We start from the raw sequence: 23,068 nt of genomic DNA on the forward strand, positions 1-23,068 counted from the left end.
TAGGTTCCGTAATACCAGCTTAACTCCAGCTTTAATGTGGTTATCTTTTTCCTCGATCAGGTGGCGTTTGGCTTCCTCTGCTATCTGAGTCGACTCATTCGCTTGATTTTAAGTATATTATCCGGGCTTTTCCCCTCTGTCGCTTACAGCAGTGAACCACTTCTTTGCCAGCTTAAAACATGAATGTACTGCTCCTGCTAGGCTGGAAAATGCAGTCGTTCTGATCATTACGCCTACTCCTTAGCTTGATACCTGCTTATTCTCTTGGTTGGAGCATTCAGAGCTTGCTCCTGTGTGTTCATACGCAATTGCTCTGCTCATTAGTTTCAGGCACAGTACGGACAGCTTTGTGCTCCACTCACACCAACGGGTGACTGCGGCATTCCATCCCGGTCATCCGTATCTTATCAGGCAATCCTTGCTCTCCGTACGACCCTTGATCTATATTTATACCGCATTCACATGTTAGACTAATTCTGCACATATGCACCCACAACTTACGACTTCCTGCCTGCTCCTACTAATGAGCGCTTTCCTGTCACTGGCAAACACACCAACTTCCTGCTCCATTACCTTGCACATCACCTTCAAATACTTTCTACATCTAACTTCATCCTACATACTGCATACAACTCCCCTAAACCTCTTCCTGTACACTACTGCTTTACTCATCTGCACTCCTGCCACTGCCTTGCACATTAACTCCCTGCGCTTTCACCTACCGCTCCATACTGCATACAACTCCCTAAACCTCTTCCTCTACACTACTGCCCTGTTCGCTCACATGTACAATTCCTGACACTGCCCTAAACACATCAACTCCCTGCTCCTTGGACTAGTTTTTTACATTTGAACTTCATTCTGCCTACGGTTGTCCCTAATCGATTCATCTACATTACTGCTCCTGCTAATGCGCACTCCTGTCACAGTCCTTGCGCACCAACTTCCTAAGCCTGTACCTACTTCTACATCTGCGCTTCATCCTGCACAGGACTGCTCTCCTACTCCTGTATCCTACTGCTCTTGAGTTCTCATGCTCTTGCTCCTGCTCATGCTTGCATTTCCCCAAGATGATTATTTTTTATGATATAAATCACAAATGTGATTTTTATCACATATATTGTGATTTATTTCACTTATAATAAAGACATGAAAGAGATGATCATCTTCCTAAATCAACACCATCGCACAACTTCAACACATCTGAGAATCAGCAAGGAAGCTTTCATAAAAAAGAAAACATACTTTTAAGGAGTGGTTTATATGTTTAACAACTGGCTGAGAACAAACAAAATTGCAATGTGGCTTCTGACCTTCATTCGGGTCTACATCGGTTATGAGTGGATGGTCGCAGGCTGGGGGAAATTGACGGGCGGTTTTGAAGCAGGCGGGTTCCTGCAAGGCGCGATTGCCAAGGCAACCGGAGATCATCCAGCCGTGCAAGGCTGGTGGGCAGCATTCCTGGAACATGCAGCACTGCCAGGCGTGAAAATCTTCAACTTCATCATACCGATGGGCGAGTTCCTCGTAGGGGTCGGGCTGATCCTTGGTACCTTCACTACCTTCGCCGCACTGATGGGACTTGTCATGAATGCCGCGTTCCTCTTCTCGGGCACGGTGAGCACCAACGCCCAAATGTTACTGCTAGAGGTACTGATCATCGTCGCAGCAGCCAATGCCGGTAAAATCGGTCTCGATCGTTGGGTACTCCCTTACCTTCGCGGCCTGTGGAACAAAGTAACGCACAAAACAACCAAAGGCGACGGCAACAACCCTACACCGCTAAAAAAACAAACGGCTTAATATAGTAACCAACTAAAACTTAAAAGATCTAACCTATTGATTAACAGCCCGACTTGAGCAATCAAGCCGGGCTGTTTTTGTTCTGGCATGCGTTGGGGCATACATTTGAGCATTTGCATACGTTCGAGGTTTAGCATACGTTCGAGGTTTAGCATACGTTCGGGTTTAGCATACGTTCGAGTTTTGCATACATTCGAGGTTTAGCATACGAGCTTGTACTTTCTTTCGAGCGTTACTTTATAAGGCACTGACTAGTTACTTCAATTTTAGCGGACTCAGCGGACCTTATTTTGACCAAAACCACCTTTTCTTTAACACTAACGGACCAGAGATCCGTTATTCATCAAATTAGCCTCTCATTTTACGTGATATCCGCAATTTAACGGATCGTGTGTCCGATAGGTCCCCCAATTGCGAGCAAAAAGTAAAAATAGCGGATCTGAGGTCCGATACAACCCGGCCCGACCCTATCGTGTGTCCGATAGGTCCCCCAATTGCGAGCAAAAAGTAAAAATAGCGGATCTGAGGTCCGGTACAGCCCGGCCCGATCCTATCGTGTGTCCGATAGATCACCCAATTGCGAGCAAAAAGTAAAAATAGCGGATCTGAGGTCTGATACAGCCCGACCCGACCCTATCGTGTGTCCGATAGATCCCCAATTGCGAGCAAAAAGTAAAAATAGCGGATCTGAGGTCCGATACAGCCCGGCCCGATCCTATCGTGTGTCTGATAGATCCCCCAATTGCGAGCAAAAAGTAAAAATAGCGGATCTGAGGTCCGATACAGCCCGGCCCTGCCCGGCCGACCCTACCGAACGCTGCGTCCGGTGCAACATGAGAGGTTCTCCCCACGACATCTACCCGACTCGCACACATAGACATCTCCCAGCTCAGGCATCCCGCCAATACACAACAAAAGCCGAGCCTGTCATCCAGGCCCGGCTTCTCATTATTCGAATGACCAGCAGTTCAGACTCAAACTGCCATATTGGTAAGATTGAAACAATCGCTTCGCCTTGCGGCCATTATCCGCAGCCCCCATCGCATAGAACAGAGGAACAAAATGCTCCCGTCCATAGGAGGGTACCGCGTCGCTCGCGTGAGGCGCTTTTTTGTCGTACGCAAACAGATTGTGCAGATTCCATTCCGACAGCTGCTCTGCGATCCATTCATCGAACGCAGCCGCCCATGCATCCGGCTCATCACTCTTGTGCACCATCCGCAGATTATGCACCAAGCCGCCGCTGCCGATAATCAGTATGCCTTCCTCCCGCAGATCGGACAGCATCCTACCGATGGAATATTGTTCGCGTGGCGAGCGCTTGGAGTCCACGGACAAGGCCACCACAGGAATATTCGCATCGGGATACATTTTGCGCAGAATGACCCATATGCCATGGTCCAGTCCACGGCCGGTTACGGCTTTGGCATGCAGATTGTTTGCCGAAAACCGTTCACGGATTTGAGCCGCCAGCTCCACGCTTCCTTTAGCAGGATACGTGATCTGGTACATCTCCTCCGGAAATCCATAAAAATCATGCATCGTGCCATGCTCGGCGTCTTCAGTCAGCCGTTGATCCGGATCATCCCAATGAGCAGAAAATACCGCTATGCCTCTAGGTGTCGGCAGCTCCCGTCCCAATTGCTCCAGGAAGCGGGTGTACTCGTTGTCCTCCAGGGCCATCATCGGCGAACCGTGGGCAATAAATAAAGCAGGTAACGTCATCGATGCCACCTCCAGCTTCAAAATCAAGGGACAACTCTATTGTAACGTTAAACCGCCCAATATGCCAAATAACTCCCTTAAATACTCCAGTTCTGCCATTCTTGCTGAATATGCTCCTGCTCGTTCAGCCAATCCCGTGTCCGCTGGAGAAGCAGCTCCCGCTGTGGTCCCGCAGAGTAGGTGTGATCCGCCTGGAACACGATTTCCTTATCGCAGCGCCCTTCCGGACGCATCCAGAACACCTTCTGATACAGGAAAGCATAATCCACCGGGATGACTTCGTCCGAGGTGCCATGCACCACCAGCACATTGCCCGTAAACTTGATCGCTTCCTGGAATGGCTGCCCTTGAGCCAAGGAATCGAAAAATACCGGTGTAAACGAGTATCCCAAATAATCAGCGGAACCTGTCTTAACGGAGGTATCATAGACGCCGCGCCCGGTGATTTTGACGATGTCATTGAATGGATAACCTACCGCCGACCACAGAATCAAATTCTTCACCCGCCGGTCCCGAACGGCGGTTTGCAAGGCCACCGCGCCGCCCAAGCTGTGTCCGATGAGCGTGATGCGCGTAGGATCGACATCGGCACAGCTGAGGCCATAATCCAAGACGGAACGTGTTTGGGCAATCATTGAATCGAGGCCCTCGCTGCCATAATTCCCAGAGCTTTCACCACATCCGATATAATCAAACCGGATGACCATATATCCGTCCTCGGCAAACTCGCGTGCCGTTTTGACAAACAACCGATCCACGCCGATCCGGCTTCCGACAAACCCATGGCAGATAACGACGAGCGGAACCCGCTGGCATCTGCCACCTTCTGCCGCTTCTTTTAACGGATAATGTATCGTAGCTGTAAGCTCCTCTTGGTTATGACGAATTGTAATTTGCCGCTCCATGCCGACTCCTCCTTGCGATAACGCGCCTTTATCATTAATATTAATAATTCCGATAAGATTAATATGAATTAATTAAACTTATCTTAGCATCGTGATCAGGGATTTGTCAACGCAATGGGAACGAGGCCGTTTACATCTATTGGATATGGAGCTTTAGCTCAGAAACATGGATTCAGCGATTCCGTTACCTGCTTGACTAAAGCCTACGCCAGAAGACGTAAATCCGCACTACTCATAGCTCTGACGAAACATCGCATGCGTCTCCTCACGTCCGCTCCAACCATTCATCCAGGTTTCCTCGCTCCGTTCATTCCCCCATAAGGAAGAAGCCGAAGAATCCTGCTCATCGCTGCCGGAAGTGTATCCTTCTTCTAACTCGCCTACCGTCTTTTCAACTGAACTGCCGTCGACAACCCATTGCCCGTTAGCCGGTATAGATTCTCCCCCGCTTAATTCATCATCATATAAGTTAGCGCTCATCTGTGATTTCCTCCTTCTTATCCCTGCACCTGCAGGGAGTCGTGTATAGATTCAGAATGCTTATTATTGTGAAATAGGAGGCGTGGAATTATACCCTCTTTATGAATAACGACATGGATTGTTCATGCTACCTTGCAATGCAAGCATGCTGCTGATATGATATATTGCATAACAAGGTAGTTGGCAGATAGCACTTCTTATACAGGGTGCATAGGGTTTTGAGGTCTATCACATTCAGAATATAATCTTATTTCGACCCAGTACCTTGCATAACAACATACCCAGAGGAGGATCATCGGATTCATGACCACCCAAAGTCAAATGCTCAAAGGCATTCTCGAAGGCTGCATTCTCTCGCTTATGGAGCATCGGGAGGTGTATGGATATGAGCTTGGTACATTACTGGAAGACAGCGGGCTTACGTTTGTAAGTGAAGGCAGCATCTATCCTTTGCTCCTTCGCATGCAGAAAGAACAGCTTATTGAAGGAACCATCCGACCTGCGCCCGGAGCCGGCGGGCCACCCCGCAAATATTACAATCTCACCGACAAAGGCCGGAATATTCTACAACAATTCAAGGAACATTGGGGAACGCTTAAAGATAGCGTGGACCATATTTTAACCCGTGGAGGACAATAATGATGAATACCAAACAGATGATCAAGGAAAACAACAGGCTCCAGGATGCCATGAAACCAGACAATCTAAGTTACTATCAGGACATGGTTGTATATATTCGCAGCAGCTCCGTCGAGGAATCAAAAGGCGAGGAATTGCTGCTTGAGATCGCCCAGCATCTGCTGGATGCCCAGGCCAAAGGCAAAACAGCCGAGGAGGTATTCGGCAGCGATCCTGAATCCTACTGCAAGGAACTGGTAGAGCAGCTGCCCAAAATGAAAGGCTTAAACCGTCTGCAATACCATCTCATGATTCCGTGGATCGCCTTAACGTGGTTTTTCTTCGTTCAGGCCCTGGTCGGATTTATAACAACGTGGACAGGCGGCCCGGTAGAACGCATGACGCAGGTGCGAATTTCTACCCTGGTGCTGATTGCCGGGGGCTCTTACGTGTTAATCCACGCATTGATGAGATGGATGAAGAATGATACCTTTCAGCCCGATGAAGCTCGGCGCAAGATCAACGTGCGCAGCATGGGGATTTATATGGCCATCACGGTGTTGATTCTTATAGCCGGTGTGTGGCTGGGACGGCTGCTGCCGGTACTCACGATTGCGCCATGGGTCAGTCTCGTGCTGTTCCTGGTCGGGATCGCAGGGACAAAATTTCTTTTTTCGAGCAAATGATACAAACTCGTCATGAATTCGATACGGAAGCATAACAAAATCTTTAATATTTTTTAGTACATTGTAAACTACGGCTCTGAAGAAGATGATAGGATAAGGGTAATGTGTGGTAAGGGAGGAATATATATGTCAAAATCCAAAAAATCCGCGATTGCTGCCATCCTTGCACTTATTCTGTCCATCCAGACCGGTGTCATCGCAAGCGCAGCACCCGCTTCTGAACCTCTAGCTGATTCCAGCGCAGCTTCAAGTAAACCCACGGCCTTCGGCAATGCGGTGTACAACAAAGCCAATAAACTGCTGAAGGATTCAGACGTGGCTTACGCCAAGTCTTATATCACCAAGCATATCGGAAGTGTGACCAAGTATCAGGCCACCATGCTGATACTCAAGCTGGAGAACGCAATGAACGACGCGCTCCCTGCAAAAACCGATAAAGTGTACACAATCGGCATTCAGGATAAGCTGATGAATCTCTACAAGTACGGGGAGCCGATTAACACCACCATCAGCAAAGCCAAAGACGAAACGCTGCGGAAGGTGCTCATTAACCTGCGCGACAGCGGCTACCGACTGTACACAACCGAAGGCGTGATATTCCCGATTATAGATTATAAAACGCTGGAGCCTTACAAACCCTACATCAACAAGGATGTTCAGGCATACATCGATATTATGGTCGTAGAATCCGAGAAGCCTGCGGTCAGTGATGCGGCATTGGTTATCTCTTGGTCCGAAGTGATCGACCGGGGGCTTTCACTGGAAGCCTTTCTCACGGCTTATCCCAAATCCAACCGGGCTGCTGACATGAAGCTGAAGCTTCGTTTTACCGAACTAAGTCTGTTTTATGGGTATAACAATACACCGCTTATTAAATACGAGGACAACCTCTTGGATCCGGAAGTGCGGCAAGCCTTCGATAAAGCCCTGAAGAACAGCGACGCCGTATCCAAAAGCGCCCTTCTCAAAAAACTGAAAGCCTGGTCCGATGTGCTTGAGAGCAACAAGGACAAGCTGACACAGGAAGTGGAACAATACCGTGCCAAGGCGGTTCCGGTCGTTGACTAGAAACAGTTGATGGTGAGCATGCAAATGCAGTGACCTCTATTCACCAGGGCAAGCATCCAATTAAATGTTAACTATGTTAAAAAAGCCGGACTCCCGATGGTAACAGGGGTTCCGGCCTTTTTTTATCACCTGGTTGCTGCCTGACTCTGAAGTTTAAATCAGCAGATTAAACAGGTTCATGTTCTTGTTCAGCTCTGTATAATCCAATCCCTTGCGCTGCATTCGCTCAACTAGCGGACCGTAATCCTCCGGTCTCAGAAGCTCGATGCCCACGAGGGCTGGCCCATCTTCCTTGTTATGCTTCTTGGTATATTCAAAGCGGGCGATATCGTCATCCGGACCAAGCACTTCTTCCAGAAACTCGCGGAGCGCACCTGCACGCTGCGGGAAGTTAATCATGAAGTAATGCTTCAATCCTTCGTATATCAAGGAACGCTCCTTGATTTCCTGCATCCGGTCAATATCGTTATTGCCCCCGCTGATGATGCATACCACCGTTTTTCCCTTAATGCGGTCCCGGTTCATATCCAGCGCAGCAACGGCCAGCGAGCCCGCAGGCTCAACAACGATGGCATTCTCGTTATACAGCTCAAGGATGGTAGTACAGGCTTTTCCTTCCGGGACAGTCACAATGTCATCAACCAGCTCGTTGCAGATATCGTAGGTCAGCTGCCCGACACGCTTCACCGCAGCGCCATCCACAAACTTGTCGATCTCGTTCATGGTGACGACCTCGCCCTGCTTCTTGGACTCGATCATGGATGCTGCGCCGAGCGGTTCAACGCCAATGACTTGCGTCGTTGGGCTTACGGTTTTGACATAAGTTGCAACCCCTGCAGCAAGACCGCCGCCGCCAATCGTTACAAATATATAATCCGCTGGCGTATCGAGCTCCTCCATTACCTCCATGCCGATCGTACCGTTGCCCGCGATAATCTTCGCTTCATCAAACGGATGGATGAAGGTCATGCCGAATTCATCGCAAGCCTTGATCGCTTCGGCATAAGCATCGTCAAAGGTATCGCCTGTCAGGATGACCTCCACGCTGCCCCCGCCAAAACGCTTCACCTGCTTCACCTTCTGATTCGGGGTCGTGCTTGGCATATAAATCTTGCCTTTAATATTCAGCGCATTACAGGAAAAAGCCACCCCTTGCGCGTGGTTTCCAGCACTCGCACACACGATGCCCTCGCTTCGTTCCTCTTCGGTCAAGCTGCGAATCATGTTGTAAGCGCCTCGGATCTTGAAGGATCGAACTACCTGCAAGTCTTCGCGCTTCAAGTACACTTCGCAGTCATATTTGGCTGACAGCACAGCATCCCGCTGCAGCGGTGTCCGCACGATCACTTCGCGAAGCACATGGTGTGCGCGTACGATGTCCTCCATGCTGACTGTTCGTTTTGTCGTATACGTCTCTTCCATTCTCTAAGATCACACTCCCACTTCGCTGCCAGGTTTGCGTATATCCCTCCGCTACCCTTCGTTACGTATTTCTATCATTGTATCACTTTTCATGAAAATATCCCGCCCTTTTCTGACATGCTTTCGGAAAAAAGGGCATTTTCACAACAAGTATAAGCCGGTGCACAGCCGATACCCTGGATAGGTCCATGAAGGATCGGACCTTCCCTTTCAAGAGGTTGACTTCCTTCTGACACTTTACTACTATAAAGTATGAAAGTTAACCTAAATTTTGGGAGGGGCTTTAAATGAGGAAGAAAGTATTGTATGGGTTATTGGCGGGTACGCTCACTCTGGGGATCGGTACAGGCGCTATGGCGTCGTCAGCTTTGGAGCCAATCAAAGCCTATTTGAACAGCAAGATTTCCCTGAAGTTAAACGGTACGGTGGTAACGCCAAAAGACGCAAACGGCAAAACCGTGCTGCCGATCACCTATAACGGCACGACGTACTTGCCTGTGCGAGCTGTAGGCGATCTGATGGATATCGACATTCGCTATGATAGTGCAACTTCTTCAGTACTGATTGGCGGCAATCAGGGATCCCCATCCGAAACCTCCAGTCCGTTATCATTAAGCTCACTCGGAGCCTCCGTATTGGGGACATCGGCCTGGCACACCAAAGATTCCAGCGATACGGTCTACAAAGGCAAGGATTATAAAGACGTTTATTTACATACCAATTCGGCCAAACAAGGCAACAGCTTCCAGATCATGACGGGTAAAAAATATGCCAAACTGCATCTCGAGCTGGCCGTGACTGGCGGTGCGCAAGAAATCGTAATTATGGACCACAACAACTCAACGCTCAAAAAGGTGTCCCTGACTGCTGAAGATGGCCTGGTCGGCGTAGACGTCGATGTATCGGCTGCCGATTTTATTTTTGTGGAGATCGTTGATGAAGGTCCGGGCACTTCCCTGTTTGTTCCTCTGACCAGTTCCTATTTGACAAAATAAGTCCTTGCGATGATTCGTGCGGGCGGAAGGCCATGATATTGAAAGCCGGGGGTTAATGCCCCCGGCTTTCGCGTGTCTATCTGTATGATCTATATTAATTCTGACAAACCACTGCTTCACACCTGTTCGGGTGAGACCACCTGCTTGTTAGTCCATCGGAATCACGATCACATTCCCCGTCTGTGTGGTGATTGTAATCTGACGCTGCAAGATCTCGACGCCCAGCCTTTCTTTCACGTCTTCCATGGAAGGCTCCTCAATGGCGGGAGTGCCGGGACCGCTCGGATCACCATATACGGCAGAAATCAGCCAATGCGTCCCGGGGTCCATCGCCGCCCTTAACGTAGGAATGACGGTCCGGGGATGCAAAAGATTCGTATTCGACTGCGGATAGATGAGCTCTGCCATATCGTAACCGAGCATGCCGTAGATGGCGCTGGTGCCGAAAGTACCGGAAGCCGAAGCTGCTCCATCTCCCGCACGGGAGCTGCTCAGAGATCCTAAACCTAACGCAAACCCACCTTCCGCAGCATCCAGTGTCCTGCCCGTGCTGATCCGGTGAATACGGATATGCCAGGGCAGGCCTGCAGCAATCCACGTCTGAACCTCCACGTCTCTCCACGGCTTCCACTTCGCATATAATACATGCTCCTGTATCCGCGTCTCCTTGCACAAGCGTTTCACCCTGAACAGATGATCACCCTCGCTAAGGGCCAGCATGGAATCAAAAGCCCCTTGGGATAGTCCCCATTCGGCTCTTGGCACACTGAACGCAAAGGCGGTAGAGTAAACAAACTTCTCATATTTGGCGGATGTATGTGTATGCTCGTTCGTAGAGGGATGACCCGTATTAAAAGCTGCCACGTGACCAGCCTTCTCCTCACGGCAAATGACCAGATGTGCCGGCTCCTGCACCGACATGCTTCCTGTGCCTGTCCTTGTTCCTGTCCCTATCCCCGTCTCTGTCTTCGTCATCTCCAGCTCCTCGGCCAACCAGAAAGGATGCTCCTCTGGCAAGGCCAGAATTAGAAACGTCTTCAATGACCAATACACGGAGCCTGGCGAATTATAATTCTCGGACATGATCTGATTCGGGTAGGCATAACCCACCGTTAATACACCGTCCCGGTCAAAAATAGGCTGCTGAAACCACCATCTGAGATTTCGCAGGACAAGTCCCTTCAGCGCTCCCGGACTCAGCCCTTCCAGTCCGGCATAGGCAGCAGCCGACCAGAAGGCCGACTGGGCGAATCGGTAAGTCAGGCTGCGTCCGTATGGAATAGCCGCCCCATCGGGGGTAAACCAGTGGACAAAATCACGGGCAAACACCGCCGCCCGCTCCCGATAACTCTGGGCACGTTCAGAATCCTCATCCCCCATCAGCTCTGCATATACTAGGCCGTAGAAATGAAAGGCATACGGCACGTAATAATCGCAGTGTCCGCCAACTCCATCGCTATACCAGCCAGCACCCAGATAGAAATCCTCAATCCGTTGAAGGTTTTTCTCCAACAGAACTGCATCGTAAGGCAGTCCAGTCTTATGGAAGCCAACGTTCACCAGCACATGGAAGAACAGCCAATTGCAATCATGACAAGGATGATGGTTGATCTGATCCAGCCACTGATAGAGATTCGACTTCTCTCTATCGCTCAGCGGCTGCCAAATCCGGTCCGGAACTAGGGCAAAGGCTAATCCGAATACCGCCATCTCCACCAGACGCTGATCATAGTCGCGTACCTCCCCCCAATACTCCGCATGTCCCGGATCGGTTCCCGAACGTATCCCTTGAAGACAGAGCTCCCATAGTTCTTCGTGTGAGCCGCCCGCGATGGCCGGAACGAGTCCCCACAGTATCCGCGAGAAGCCTTCCATCTCTGCGATATTGGCGTAGGCATCCTTACTTGAGCTGCCAAGGATTAATCTGGAATGCCCCGCACTATAACACCCTTTCAAAGGCTCCAATAGCTGCGAGAGCGCCTCCTGCACATCCAGTCTTGTCTTCAGCGGATTCTGGGAAACCGGTTGTGTAAAGCCACCCCCGGGATTTCCAACAGCCTCTATGCTCATCTTAAATACTCACTCCATTTCCGGGGGTTCTCTGCTCTTATCTTCCGGGCCGGCCTATATCTGAAACGTCTGCTTTCCCTATCTCCTCATCTCGATCCTCTCTCTGATCTGCCTGCTTTCCCTATCTCTTCTTCTCAATCCTCTCTCTGATCTGCCTGCTTCATATCCTTTTCCCGTCAATCCAATATCTTCTCGGTTTTCTCTATCTCTTCTGATCTTCCTCGGTTTCTTCATGTTTCCGTAAATCTGGTATTTCCTCTATAACTTCCTTCATCTGTTCTTAATACCGAGACTGCCCCCTCATTCTCCTTACTCCCAATAAAAGGGCCCCTTCTCTCGCAACCGCGCGAGACCTTCCACAAAGAAGAAGTCACCATAAATGAGAGGCACGTCGACATTCTGAGCTTGCGGGTAGTGGCTTGTGCCGTGCAGAATCAAGCCCTCCTCTTCATCATTGTCCCAAGTGCCGTAATTCCGGTACAGCGATTCCAGAATCCGGATCGCAGGCTTCCGGTATAAGGCAGCTTGCCCTTGATCTACCTTGTCGGCCAGAAGCAGCAGTCCGCTTGCCGCACAGGCACCGGCGGAAGAATCCCGGTATATGCGGGCCTCGTCCGGTGCGCGGAAATCCCAGAACGGCACATGATCTTCCGGCAGGTTCGCAAGAAAGAAATGCGCGACCGTTTTGGCTGTATCGAGGTAAACCTGCTTACCTGTATGATGGTAGGCAAGCGTCAAGCCGTAAATCGCCCATGCCGTCCCTCTGGACCAGGCGGATTCCGGCGCATAGCCCTGACCTCCGATGCCTTCGATGCGCTCACCGGATACCGGATCGTAACGAACGATATGATACACGGACCCGTCAGGACGGACAAAGTCCCTGACTACCGTATCCATATGTGCTTCGGCAATATGACGATAGCGCGGATCGCCGCTGATCTCGGATGCCTGGAACAGCAGCGCCGTATTCATGGAGCAGTCGATAATGGCAAGACCTGCATTGTCCTCTCCTTCCGACCACGGATTCCAGGCTCGAATATACCGACCGTTCAGATTGAAGCGTGCAGCCAGGTAGTTGGCTGCCTTCAGCGCCCGAATCTTCGACTCTTCATTGCCGGTAAGCTTGTAAGAGGCCATGCTGGTCAGCATCCACATAAAGCCGAGATCGTGATCCAGACGCACATACTCGTTCAGCACATCGTCCAGACGGAGCTCGCATTGCTCGGCTAAACTTCGTAATGCCGCATCGCCGCTGTCATTGTACAGAAGCCACAGCATCCCCGGCCAGAAGCCGGCCGTCCACCAATGCGGCGCCTCCAGTTGATAAACCCCGTTCTGGCTGGCATGCGGAAAGCCCGCCCCGATCCGAACTGCATTTCGCTGTGTTTTTACAAGCGCCTTCTCCCAGGCCTCCGTCAACCAATCTAATGCCGTTTCTGTTCCCATGCCTCTTCACTCCTCGATTCATATGAATTGAAATCCAAGCCCTATATTCACGCACAAGCCCGGGTCCTTCACGTTAAAATCAATGGCATACCAAGCTGCATCCTTGCCATCATGATCACGGAACGTATAAGCTTTCAGCTCAGGCTCCATCAGCCCGGGATCGTAATGGATCGCCAGACCCAGTCTGTCGTCCATGGAAGGATCCGGCACCTGGGTACATTCCGAATCTTGAACGGCTGTCCGCTTCCAGGTTCGTTCATCTGCTGCTAGCTCTTCCGCAGCCTCTTCTTTCCTCTGAACCTGTTCCTGCTCCCTAATCTCCCCCTGCTCATCAGCACCCGCTGCCCGCAGCACAACCATCCAGCAGTCATCCAGCTGCTTCAGTTCAGGCTGTACCCTTGTCACAATTCGCTCTACCAGGCTGCCCGGCGGCGAATGAAAATTAAAACGGTCACGCAGCGTTAATACCGGTCTCACCTCCTGCTTGTTCCACTCCAAGGACCTAACGAATTCCCGAAGCACCGGAGCGCGGTAGGCCGAGGTCAGCTCGACCGTGAGCATATCCTTTTCTTGCCCGGTCGCAGCTTCCAATACAACCGCTTCGCTGTCCGCGCCCTCGCGCTGGACATGCCCATCAATAATTGGCACGGAATGGCCCTGTGAGCCGTTGCAATCATAATCGTATCGTCCATCGCCGAAATAATCCGCCGTGTACTCGCCGCAACCGAGATCCGAGCACCACACCTCTCCCGCACCATACAGAATAAAATGACCAAGATCATTATGGTTGTGAGGCTCGTCATTCCTGCCGCCCTTAGCCGCAAATGCATAGAGCTCCTCTCCATCCGAGACTCTGGAGATCAGCCACCGGGCATCCGGCAAGTAATAGCTTGCCTCCCCCCATTCGCTTCCCGGCTTCCCGGGGTCCCTCCAGATCAGATTGCGCAGAGTCGGAGCCCAGCGGCTGCAATGATCGTCACCGTACGCGGACCGAAGGGAAGGAGGCGGTGTCTCGAAGTCTTCATATAATCCAGCCAAATAATGAGACAAGCCGATATGTACCGCGCTTTCCGGCTGCGAGTCGGAGAAGTTGACAACCGCCCTCCCGCCCAAAAAAGACCGTTGTTGGAACAAGGCGATACGGCTCACCTTCTCATCACGGAACCAATCCATTGCACCTTGGCTGCGCTTAAGCAGCAAATCGGCATAATACACAAAATAACCGAACCCATAGTTCCAGTATCCCAGCCCCTCCAGACAAGCTCCATCAGCACCAAAGCCTTGCAGATAATAAACCATGCAGCGCTCCGTCTTCAACAAAATCTCCTCCAGCTTACCCGTATCTTCCATCATCAGGAGGGCAGCAGAGCCGATGGAGCCCGCACAGACGGCAGACCAATTGTGCGTTGCGGTCTCCCATCCAAACTCATCGCTGAGAAATGGGGTGAACAGGCGCCTTGCAACCTCGTCCTCCATCCGCGAGATCAGCAGCGGCGGCAAGCGATCCTGCAGCAGCAAGCGGATTTCGCTGAGGGTAAACCCTGTCTCTGCACTGAACAGATCGATCGTGCTTCGGATGTTGGCGGACGACTCACCGTTCAGATGGGCCGGCAAACACCAGGTATACTCATCGCAGATTGTCCAGATCATCTCCTGAAGTGCCAGCAGATACTCCTCCTTGCCTGGCTCAAGCAGGGTCAGAAGAGCACACGTATTCAGCCGCCGCCTTCGCTCGAAGTAGACCTTCTCGTATTCCAGTCTCGTTCCCTGCCGGGCGAACCGCGCGAATAAATCATAGGTCAGCTGCGGGATCGGTTCCGCCAGCACCCGTACCCCTTCCCGCCGAATCTGGGCAATGTCCTCCTCGTAAGCCCCGCTGCTCTGGATATCTTCCCAGAATGACCTCTGGTCTCCATTCGGATAATACAATCGTAGATCCACCGAAGCCCAGCGGGTCACGGCCGGTTTCAGCTCCTGCTCCCTGCTCATCAAGTAAACCCCCATTGCTCTTTTCTTGTTAAAATATTGGCTTCGCGTAAGATGTTAATCTGATTACTATCTAAACCATCAACCACTCCGGTACTCTATGGGCGTTACGCCCGCATACGCCTTAAATATTTTGCTGAAATAACTTACATTGTCATAGGCCAGGCTTTCGCAGATCTCCCCAACCGTGCGGTCCGTCTGTCTCAGCTGATCCTTGGCGCGCTCCATCTTCATCCGGGTTACGTATTCGATAAAGGTAATGCCGGTTTCTTTCTTGAACAAACGGCTGAAATAACTCGGGTTCAGATGCAGACTGCCCGCTACCTCATCCAGCGTGATCCTCCGGTCCAGCCGGAGGGACACATATTTGCAGGCATCCGCTACCTCGGATCTTCTGCTGCCTCCAAATCCTCCGCCCAGTGCCTGTGCCGTGGATTCCAAATGCGCGTATAACCACGACCGCAGCTCGTTCAAGGAATCCATGTCCATAATCTCCTTATGCAGCGCATCTGCCGTATAAGCGGGGGAAAGCGATTGCAGAAGATGAAGCCGTAGCTTCATATCCAGCAGGAGCTTCAAGATCCAGTCCTTCACCAATTCCGGCGCAAACCGGTTTTCTTGAATCCAGGCAATCCATCGAGCCGCCGTATCGCGGACTGCATCGAACGCATCCTTGCTAAGCAGCGATTCCCGCAGCTCCGAGCTGGCCTGTTCATAATGGACAAAGGGATCGGATGCTCGGCCAAGTCCCGGCTTTTCCCGGCTTCCCAGAGATCTGGATACCTCCCCCGGTTCCAGATAAAATCGCTGATGCTCGCAAGCCAGCAGTTCGTTCAGCCCAAGCTTTAGCCCCTCCGGACTTGCGCATCCACTGCCAACCAGAAACGACATTCGAATTCGAAGCACGCGCGTGAGTGTAGCCCGGACTCCTTGAAGGCATGCGGCGACTTCATCATATATGTTGTTTTTCAATCCGGGAGCATAGGAGAACAAGAGCAATGAAGTCTTTGCATCATATCCGACATGCACCGCATCCGGATTCAGGTCGTCCAGCACCTCGCGCAGCACGTTGGAGAGAGCAAAATGCAGCGTCTGGTTGGAGGCGAAGCGATGCTTGATATCCCGTGCGTCCTCCAGGTATCCGATAACGGGAAGACAATGATGGCCAGGCCGCAGCACGCCGTACTCCGACAGCTCATGCTGCCATTTTTCCGGAGACAGCAGGGGCTGGTGGATGAAATTTTTAAAACTCTGCTCCTTGCGCAGCTCCCGGGATTCGTCCACAAGATGAATCATGCGAGACCGCTCCCAGCCCTTCTGGACCTCCTCGTCCATCGCCTGCTTGAATCTTCTCAGCAGCTGTGCCAGCTCCTCGGGGTCCAGCGTGTCCTTAAGCAGATAATCCTGCACGTTCAGGCGCATGGCCTGCTGGGCATATTGGAACTCATTATGACAAGAGAGAATGGCAATTCGGACATCGGCCTTGACCTCTTTTATGCGTGCAGACAGCTCAAGTCCGTTCATCTTGGGCATACCGATATCGGTGATCAGAATGTCCGGGGGTTGAGTCCTGGCATGCTCCCAGGCACTCATTCCATTCTCATAACTTCCCATCAGGTTCAGACCCAGCTCATTCCATGATATCGTCTCGGATAATAACTCGATGACCGGATAATCATCGTCTACCAGCATCACGTTATACATCGGCATTCCCTCTTTCCGGTATATGCATTTCGATCACCGTTCCCTGACCCGGCTCGCTGTAAACATGGCACTGAAAAGCCTCGCCAAACACCATTCTCATCCGCTCCATCACATTTTGCAGACCTATCCGGGAGAAACTCCCGCTGCCTGCTTCATCTTGTATCGAGGCGTTTGCTGCTCCTTGTCTTATTTTCCGGATGATGGACTCCCTTGTCGCGACCTCCATGCCGATCCCGTTATCCTTCACCTTCAATATAATATGCCTGCCTTCCATAACCGCTGTTATGGCAATCGTTCCCGCATGCTGATTAAACCCATGGATCAGCGCATTCTCCACAATCGGCTGCAGGAAGAGGCGCGGTACCTTAAACAGGAACGCTTCTGCGGCAATATCCAATTCCAGCCGGACGTCCTCCTTCTGCCTGAGATTCATCAGGGCCACGTAATGCGAGATCAGATCGATCTCCTCGTGAAGATAAATTTCATCCTCTTCCCGGCTGATTGTCATGCGCAGCAGCATCGATAAGGAGCCTATCATCTTGGCGCTGTCCGGGTCTCCCCGCTTCATAACCTTCATCCGGATGGAGTTGAGGACGTTGAACAGGAAATGGGGGTGAATCTGGGCCTGGAGCATCCTCAGCTCCGCCTTTCTTTTGCGGGTCTGGTTATCCGATATTTCGGCAATCATCAGCTTGAACCGGTCCAGCATGTCATCGAATAGATGCCCCAAACGGCCGATCTCATCATTGCCTTCGATGTTCGACCGCACCTCCAAATTGCCGCGCTGCACACTCGTCACTACCTTGCCGAGCCGAACAAGCGGCTTCGTGAAGGTCCGGACCAGTGCAATCAGCAGCAGCAAGAAGACCAGGAAAGAGCCCATCTGAAACAGAAACACCCTGCTGAAAATGGCATTGATGTTCACGATTGCCGATTTGTACGGCTGCATCATTACAAGCCGCCATCCGGCAGATGGAATGTCCTGCTGCACCATCAAATATTTCTCTCCGTCCATCGTAACGATGGAGTATGGCTCAGCCGTTCCGGTCTCGCTCAGGTAGGCAAATGGGGTGCCGATGCTGTCCGGATGAGTGCTCGACACAATGTTCCCCTGCCCATCAATCATCAGCACATCGCTGCCTTCGGACAGAGAGTTAAAGATCCTGCTGATTTGATCCTCGGTAAATGTCACGATAACATAACCGTAAACCTCCGAATCCAGAAGCCGAAGGGTGCGCACCACGGACAGCTGATTCGGATGATCGATCCGATCGGAACGGAACACCGTGGGCTCCGGCCCTGTCCACAGCGACTCCAGTCCCCGCAGCTGCTCGACCTGCCTGAACCAGGACTGCCGCCTGTAATCCAGCGGATTGTAATCGCTTACGGAATAATTCATATAATAAGCTCCGTTTGTCAGCAGCACGGTAACATAGCTGTGCTCGCCCACCACCGTCAAGCTGTCCAGAAGCTCCAGCACGCGATGCGATTCAACGAATCGGCGGTACGGATCTTCATCCTCATTGCCGGAAGCCACCTGCTTGAAATAGGAATTCAAGGTGGAATTCACCTGGATGTAGTTGGCGATATTGAGCTTGCTCAGGAGCAGGTTCGTGACGGACCCGCGAACCAGCTGCAGCGCATCATTGGCATTGGATACTGCCTGCTGCCGCAGAGCTTCCTTCGTTAAGGAATTGTACAGAATCAAGCTGACAATTGCCGGAACGATAATGCACATGACGGACGCCAGAATCAGCTTATGACGAATGGAGCTGGGCACATATCTTTTGAGCCGTTCAAGCATATCCTTCACCTCAGCCCGGAGTGTTCCTTACCTATACGCTTCGAGATACGATGGCAAAAAAGGGACGAAGGCTCGCCCCTTTTTTTCGTTTATTATACCAGATCATTTTTTGTTGGAATCGATAATTTTGTTCACACGCTCCTGGGTGCTCTTAAGGGTCTGATCTATATCCTGATTGCCGAGGATCAGCTTCTCATACTCCTCATTCACCGCCTCGTACACTTCGGCCTGATAGGAGGAAGGCGGAGCGATGGCCGAGGCTTTCGATATAACAAGTGTGTCGACAAGCGATTTTTTGTCTACCTTTTCCGGACTTTTGGTGCCTGCCAGGATGGTGTCGATGATTCCCTCCACCTGCTCGCTCTTCACCTGCTGCCAGGCAGGAATGTTCTTGCCCTGTACGATCTGACCTTCCGTTGTGTACCAGCGGACAAACTTGTAAGCCTCTTCCTTGTGCTTCGATTTGGCAGCAACGGCCACATAGTCCGTAGAGACTGATGTCAGTCCGATCGGGTCACTCTCTTTGTTTTTGGGATACGGGGCGACAGCCACTTGGAAATCCAGCGGCACCTTGTCGGTTCCGCCGATCTCGGTATTCATCCAGCTTCCAATCGTGATCATGCTTGCCGACTGGTTAAAGAACTGTGTCCGGTAATTCAGCTTCTGAGAGATAATGTCGGTATAGGGAACAGAGGACTGATCCTCCTTCTCCATCCTCACTCTCAGCTCCAGCGTCTCCCGAAATGTAGGGTTATCCAGATTGGAAGACCCATCCGCCTTCAGGAAGTCGGCATCCTGCGGCTGGTTAGCCATCTTCAGCTTCAGGAATTCCATCCAGCCACCCCCTTGCGGGCCGTGAAAATATGTGCCATAGCGCTTGCTTGCCCCTTCGCCCTGAGTCAGCTGCTTCGCATAGTCCGCATAGTCGTCCCAGGTCCAATCGGTCGGAACGGGAAGGCCCGCCTCCTCCAGGTGGTCCTTATTCAGCAGCACATACCAGGGGTTGAATTTTCCGGGAAGCGCATACACTTTTCCATCCAGATGGGTATCCACTTTATAGTCAGTCTCCACGGTGTAGCCGTCCTTGGCGATGTATTCGTCCAGCGGTTCGGCCATGCCGAGCGCAACCCGCTGGGCATACCCTGCCGGATCGCTGAACATGAGAATATCCATTTGCGCCGAGGACGCGGCTTCAAGGTCCATCTTCTTCATCGCTTCCTGGCTGTCTCCCTTCTCGCTTAACTGAACCAGCTCAATGGTCACACCGGGTGTTGCATCCTCGTAAGCTTGAATCGTTTTGCTCCAATTGTAGGCTTCCTCCGTACCGTGCGTATACAACCTCAGATTGACCGTCTCTCCACCCTCGGCGGCGCCTTCTCCTGCCGTACCGCTCGGTTCCTTCGTGCCTCCGCCGCAGCCGGACAGCAGACTGAATGCCATCGTCCCTGCAAGTATCCCTGCCCACCATTTCTTGTTCATCATCGTTATCGAGCCCTCCCCAATCATATCATTCTAATAGAAGCGCGATTCTCCGGGATGTCCTTGTGCCTATCCCTTGACCCCGCCCAGTGCAATTCCTTCGATGACACTCTTCTGACCTATGATAAAAACAATCAGCAGCGGGAATATGGCCGACACGGCCGCCGCCATAATCAGCGAATAAAACTCACCGCTTAAAGACGTAAATTTCTGCATCGCCAGCGGAATCGTAAACAGCCGATCCGTTCGAAGAAAGATGAGCGGATTCTGATAGTCATTCCATGTCCAGATAAAACGCAGAATCGCATAGGTAGCCACAGCGGGCTTTACCAGCGGCAGCGCAATGGACCAGAATATCCGCGGATGGCTCGCACCGTCGATTTTGGCGGATTCGATGAATTCCTGGTGCACCCCCATGAAGAATTGCCGCAGCATAAACGTCCCTAGCACGCTGAAACTCCCAAGCATAATGAGGCCGAGATGATTATCAAACAGCCCGATGTTGCGGTACAGGATAAACTGCGGGATCAGAATGGCCTGACCCGGGATCATGTAGGTCACAAGCACAATGATGAACAGCCAATTCCCGGCGGCAAACTGGATTTTGGAGAACCCATAGGCTGCCAGCGCGGATACCATTGCCGAGATGAGGGTTGTGAGCATGCTGACCTTGATCGAGTTCCAATAGTAGAGATAGAAGGGATAATCACCGAACCATACCTCCCTGTAATTCTGGATCGCGTTCCATTCCCGCGGAATCCATTGAATCGGATACACGAACACATCTCTTTCCACCTTAAAGGATGTGACCAGCATCCATATGAACGGAAGGAGGAACAGCATACTCACAACGAACATCACGATGGTTACGAAGAGCTTGCGCCAGTCAACGCCAGCTTGTGTCTGCATATAACGCCCTCCTCCTAGTAGTTGACCCACTTCTTCTGAGCTGCCCACTGCCCCAGTGTAATCAGCATGACGAACCCGAACAGTACCGCGGCAATGGATGATGCATAACCTACCTTCAGGTTAACAAACGCCGTATCGTACAAATACCAGACCATCATCGTCGTAGAACCGATCGGTCCGCCTTGTGTCATGACGGCGATGATGTCGAACACCTTGAATGTAGAGATAACCCCCGTGACCAGCAGAAAAAAAGACGTCGGTGACAGCAAGGGAAGCGTAATGCGCCTGAACTTGGTCCAGCCGTTCGCTCCATCGATATCCGCTGCTTCGTACAGATCCTTCGGTATAGACTGCAGCCCGGCAATATAGATGATCAGATTGAAGCCGATGGATATCCAAATCGATATCAGCATAATGGAGATCAGGGCAAAATTCGGATCTGCAATCCATTTGGGCGGATTGGAAATTCCGATTGTCCGGAGGATTTCGTTAATAGGCCCGTAGGACGGCTGGAACAGTACCTGCCATACGACAGCAACCGCAACGATGTTGGATATGTAGGGCATGAAGTAGGCTACTTTAAAGTATCCCTTCATATAAACAAACCGGTCGATCAATATAGCCAGCAGCATCGATATCATCATGTAGATCGGAACCGTCAGAAGAAAAATCAGGTTGTTCCGCACGGACTTGAGAAAGATGTCGTCCTCCAGCAAATGTCGGAAATTCTGAAACCCGACCCACTGGATTCCGTCCCAGCCCTGCACAAAGTTCCAATCGGCGAATCCCAGCACAAGCGTAGCCAATATCGGAAACAGCACCAAAATGATGACGCCAAACAGCATCGGGCTTACAAATAAAATCCCCCATAGATTCTCCCCCCGCCGCAAGGAGCCCCGGGGCTTGGGCCTGCCGGTCATCTGCCGACCAGGCTTCTTCACTGTCTCCATCGTCTGTGACATGTCTGACCACCTCGTTTATCTTGGATGGCTTAAGTATAAAAAAAATACCGTCAAGTCGTTGACGGTATTTTGATCATATTCACTTTCATTTTTACCTTCTATAGGTAAGAAATGTTTAGCACTTGCACATCATGGCATCCAAGGTATTACTGGAACTTCTCCTTAAACCAGGAAGCTGCCATGCCAACCTCTGCACGGCTGAGCTGATGCCCTCCGTTCTCCCAGTGCAGCTTGACATCCGCGCCAGCCTCGCTCAGGAGTGCATTCAGATCCTCGCTCTCCTGCGGAGTGCACATCGGATCGCGCCGGCCAGCCGCGATGAAGACCGGAACGCCAGTCAGATCAGGCAGGGCCTTATCCCGCAACGGAACCATCGGATGGTGGAGTACAGCTCCTTGCAGCGCATCTCCTTCGTGAAACAGCAGGCTCGCGGCGATATTGGCCCCGTTCGAATAACCAACCGCTACGATGCGGCTGCGGTCAAAACCGTACTCGGCTGCTGCCCAGTTTAAGAACTCATTCAGATCCTGCGTACGCTTCACCAGATCCTCTACATCAAACACGCCTTCGGCCAGACGTCGGAAGAACCGGGGCATGCCGTTCTCCAGCACGTTCCCGCGGACGCCTAGCACATTCGAAGCTGGCGAGATCATCTCGGCCAGCGGCAGCAAATCCTCCTCATTGCCTCCGGTGCCGTGCAGCAGTAGCAAGGTCGGTGCCTCGGAAGATGTTCCCTGGCGATAAATATGTGTATGTTCCATATGGATTCCGTCTCCTTTTCGTTAATTTAAATAATCTAATCAGAAAACAGTCTGCAATTCCATCAAAGTCTGCCCTGATATCCAGCTTATATATCTTTAATTTAAGATTCTTCAAATACATCATACCATGGAATTCAAAAAATGCAACATCGCTTCTTCTGCATCCCGCCCGGTTTCTACGCGCATGAAAAGAGAGGAAGCCTCCAATATGGAAGTCTTCCTCTCTCATGTATATTCTCTATATG

Annotated in this window: 18 protein-coding genes; 5 read left to right on the forward strand and 13 right to left on the reverse strand. The window is 51.4% G+C overall.

Annotation, left to right across the window (positions count from 1 at the left end; all coding sequences use genetic code 11):
* Positions 1-1,263: 1,263 nt before the first annotated feature.
* On the forward strand, positions 1,264-1,803 hold the full coding sequence (locus tag WDY75_RS26065; RefSeq protein WP_006208320.1) for a DoxX family protein: 540 nt from the start codon (positions 1,264-1,266) through the stop codon (positions 1,801-1,803).
* 948 nt (positions 1,804-2,751) lie between these two features.
* Here the strand turns inward: WDY75_RS26065 and WDY75_RS26070 are convergent.
* The 3 genes from WDY75_RS26070 to WDY75_RS26080 all read right to left on the reverse strand — a co-directional run bounded on the left by WDY75_RS26070 (position 2,752) and on the right by WDY75_RS26080 (position 4,913).
* Entirely contained in the window at positions 2,752-3,528 is a 777-nt protein-coding gene (locus tag WDY75_RS26070) for a class III extradiol ring-cleavage dioxygenase (protein ID WP_063478612.1), read from the reverse strand.
* Between the two features lie 77 nt (positions 3,529-3,605).
* Positions 3,606-4,433 (reverse strand): alpha/beta hydrolase, encoded by an 828-nt coding sequence (locus tag WDY75_RS26075; protein ID WP_063478611.1) that lies wholly within the window; start codon positions 4,431-4,433, stop codon positions 3,606-3,608.
* Positions 4,434-4,661: 228 nt separating this feature from the next.
* Entirely contained in the window at positions 4,662-4,913 is a 252-nt protein-coding gene (locus tag WDY75_RS26080) for a hypothetical protein (protein WP_063478610.1), read from the reverse strand.
* A gap of 303 nt (positions 4,914-5,216) precedes the next feature.
* On the opposite strand from WDY75_RS26080, the gene WDY75_RS26085 reads away from it, so the two are divergent.
* From WDY75_RS26085 to WDY75_RS26095, 3 genes are all read left to right on the forward strand, one after another.
* The gene (locus WDY75_RS26085; RefSeq protein ID WP_063478609.1) at positions 5,217-5,552 is read left to right on the forward strand and encodes a PadR family transcriptional regulator; all 336 of its coding nucleotides are present in this window, start codon (positions 5,217-5,219) and stop codon (positions 5,550-5,552) included.
* On the forward strand, positions 5,552-6,217 hold the full coding sequence (locus tag WDY75_RS26090; RefSeq protein ID WP_231888001.1) for a DUF1129 family protein: 666 nt from the start codon (positions 5,552-5,554) through the stop codon (positions 6,215-6,217). The genes WDY75_RS26085 and WDY75_RS26090 overlap by 1 nt, the downstream gene beginning before the upstream one ends.
* A gap of 126 nt (positions 6,218-6,343) precedes the next feature.
* Positions 6,344-7,285 (forward strand): hypothetical protein, encoded by a 942-nt coding sequence (locus WDY75_RS26095; RefSeq protein WP_063478608.1) that lies wholly within the window; start codon positions 6,344-6,346, stop codon positions 7,283-7,285.
* 153 nt (positions 7,286-7,438) lie between these two features.
* On the opposite strand, the gene ilvA is transcribed toward WDY75_RS26095, so the two are convergent.
* Positions 7,439-8,707, reverse strand: a complete 1,269-nt coding sequence (gene ilvA / locus WDY75_RS26100) for a threonine ammonia-lyase IlvA (RefSeq protein ID WP_006208312.1) — start codon at positions 8,705-8,707, stop codon at positions 7,439-7,441.
* A 287-nt stretch (positions 8,708-8,994) separates the two neighbouring features.
* Here ilvA and WDY75_RS26105 point away from each other — a divergent pair, with 287 nt between their 5' ends.
* A complete protein-coding gene (locus WDY75_RS26105) occupies positions 8,995-9,702 on the forward strand; it encodes a hypothetical protein (protein WP_006208311.1) in 708 nt (235 codons plus the stop codon).
* Positions 9,703-9,849: 147 nt separating this feature from the next.
* Here WDY75_RS26105 and WDY75_RS26110 read toward each other — a convergent pair whose 3' ends face one another.
* The 9 genes from WDY75_RS26110 to WDY75_RS26150 all read right to left on the reverse strand — a co-directional run bounded on the left by WDY75_RS26110 (position 9,850) and on the right by WDY75_RS26150 (position 22,823).
* Positions 9,850-11,772 carry a DUF2264 domain-containing protein gene (locus WDY75_RS26110; protein ID WP_063478607.1) on the reverse strand — a complete coding sequence of 641 codons (1,923 nt, stop codon included), beginning with the start codon at positions 11,770-11,772 and terminating at the stop codon, positions 9,850-9,852.
* A 309-nt stretch (positions 11,773-12,081) separates the two neighbouring features.
* The gene (locus WDY75_RS26115; RefSeq protein ID WP_063478606.1) at positions 12,082-13,218 is read right to left on the reverse strand and encodes a glycoside hydrolase family 88 protein; all 1,137 of its coding nucleotides are present in this window, start codon (positions 13,216-13,218) and stop codon (positions 12,082-12,084) included.
* Between the two features lie 18 nt (positions 13,219-13,236).
* Positions 13,237-15,207: a heparinase II/III family protein gene (locus tag WDY75_RS26120; RefSeq protein WP_063478605.1), complete on the reverse strand. Its 1,971-nt coding sequence runs from the start codon at positions 15,205-15,207 to the stop codon at positions 13,237-13,239.
* Positions 15,208-15,285: 78 nt separating this feature from the next.
* The gene (locus WDY75_RS26125; protein WP_063478604.1) at positions 15,286-16,908 is read right to left on the reverse strand and encodes an AraC family transcriptional regulator; all 1,623 of its coding nucleotides are present in this window, start codon (positions 16,906-16,908) and stop codon (positions 15,286-15,288) included.
* Positions 16,901-18,712: a sensor histidine kinase gene (locus WDY75_RS26130; protein ID WP_006208306.1), complete on the reverse strand. Its 1,812-nt coding sequence runs from the start codon at positions 18,710-18,712 to the stop codon at positions 16,901-16,903. Before WDY75_RS26130 ends, WDY75_RS26125 begins: the two co-directional genes overlap by 8 nt.
* A gap of 102 nt (positions 18,713-18,814) precedes the next feature.
* A complete protein-coding gene (locus WDY75_RS26135) occupies positions 18,815-20,194 on the reverse strand; it encodes an ABC transporter substrate-binding protein (protein WP_063478603.1) in 1,380 nt (459 codons plus the stop codon).
* 66 nt (positions 20,195-20,260) lie between these two features.
* Positions 20,261-21,100, reverse strand: a complete 840-nt coding sequence (locus tag WDY75_RS26140; protein WP_006208304.1) for a carbohydrate ABC transporter permease — start codon at positions 21,098-21,100, stop codon at positions 20,261-20,263.
* Between the two features lie 14 nt (positions 21,101-21,114).
* On the reverse strand, positions 21,115-22,062 hold the full coding sequence (locus WDY75_RS26145; protein ID WP_006208303.1) for a carbohydrate ABC transporter permease: 948 nt from the start codon (positions 22,060-22,062) through the stop codon (positions 21,115-21,117).
* A gap of 146 nt (positions 22,063-22,208) precedes the next feature.
* Complete coding sequence (locus WDY75_RS26150) at positions 22,209-22,823, reverse strand: alpha/beta hydrolase (protein WP_036640861.1); 615 nt, start codon at positions 22,821-22,823, stop codon at positions 22,209-22,211.
* Between the last annotated feature and the right edge of the window lie 245 nt (positions 22,824-23,068).

Origin of the sequence: Paenibacillus glucanolyticus (assembly GCF_037333485.1) — a bacterium.
GTDB classification, from domain to species: Bacteria; Bacillota; Bacilli; order Paenibacillales; family Paenibacillaceae; genus Paenibacillus_AQ; species Paenibacillus_AQ glucanolyticus.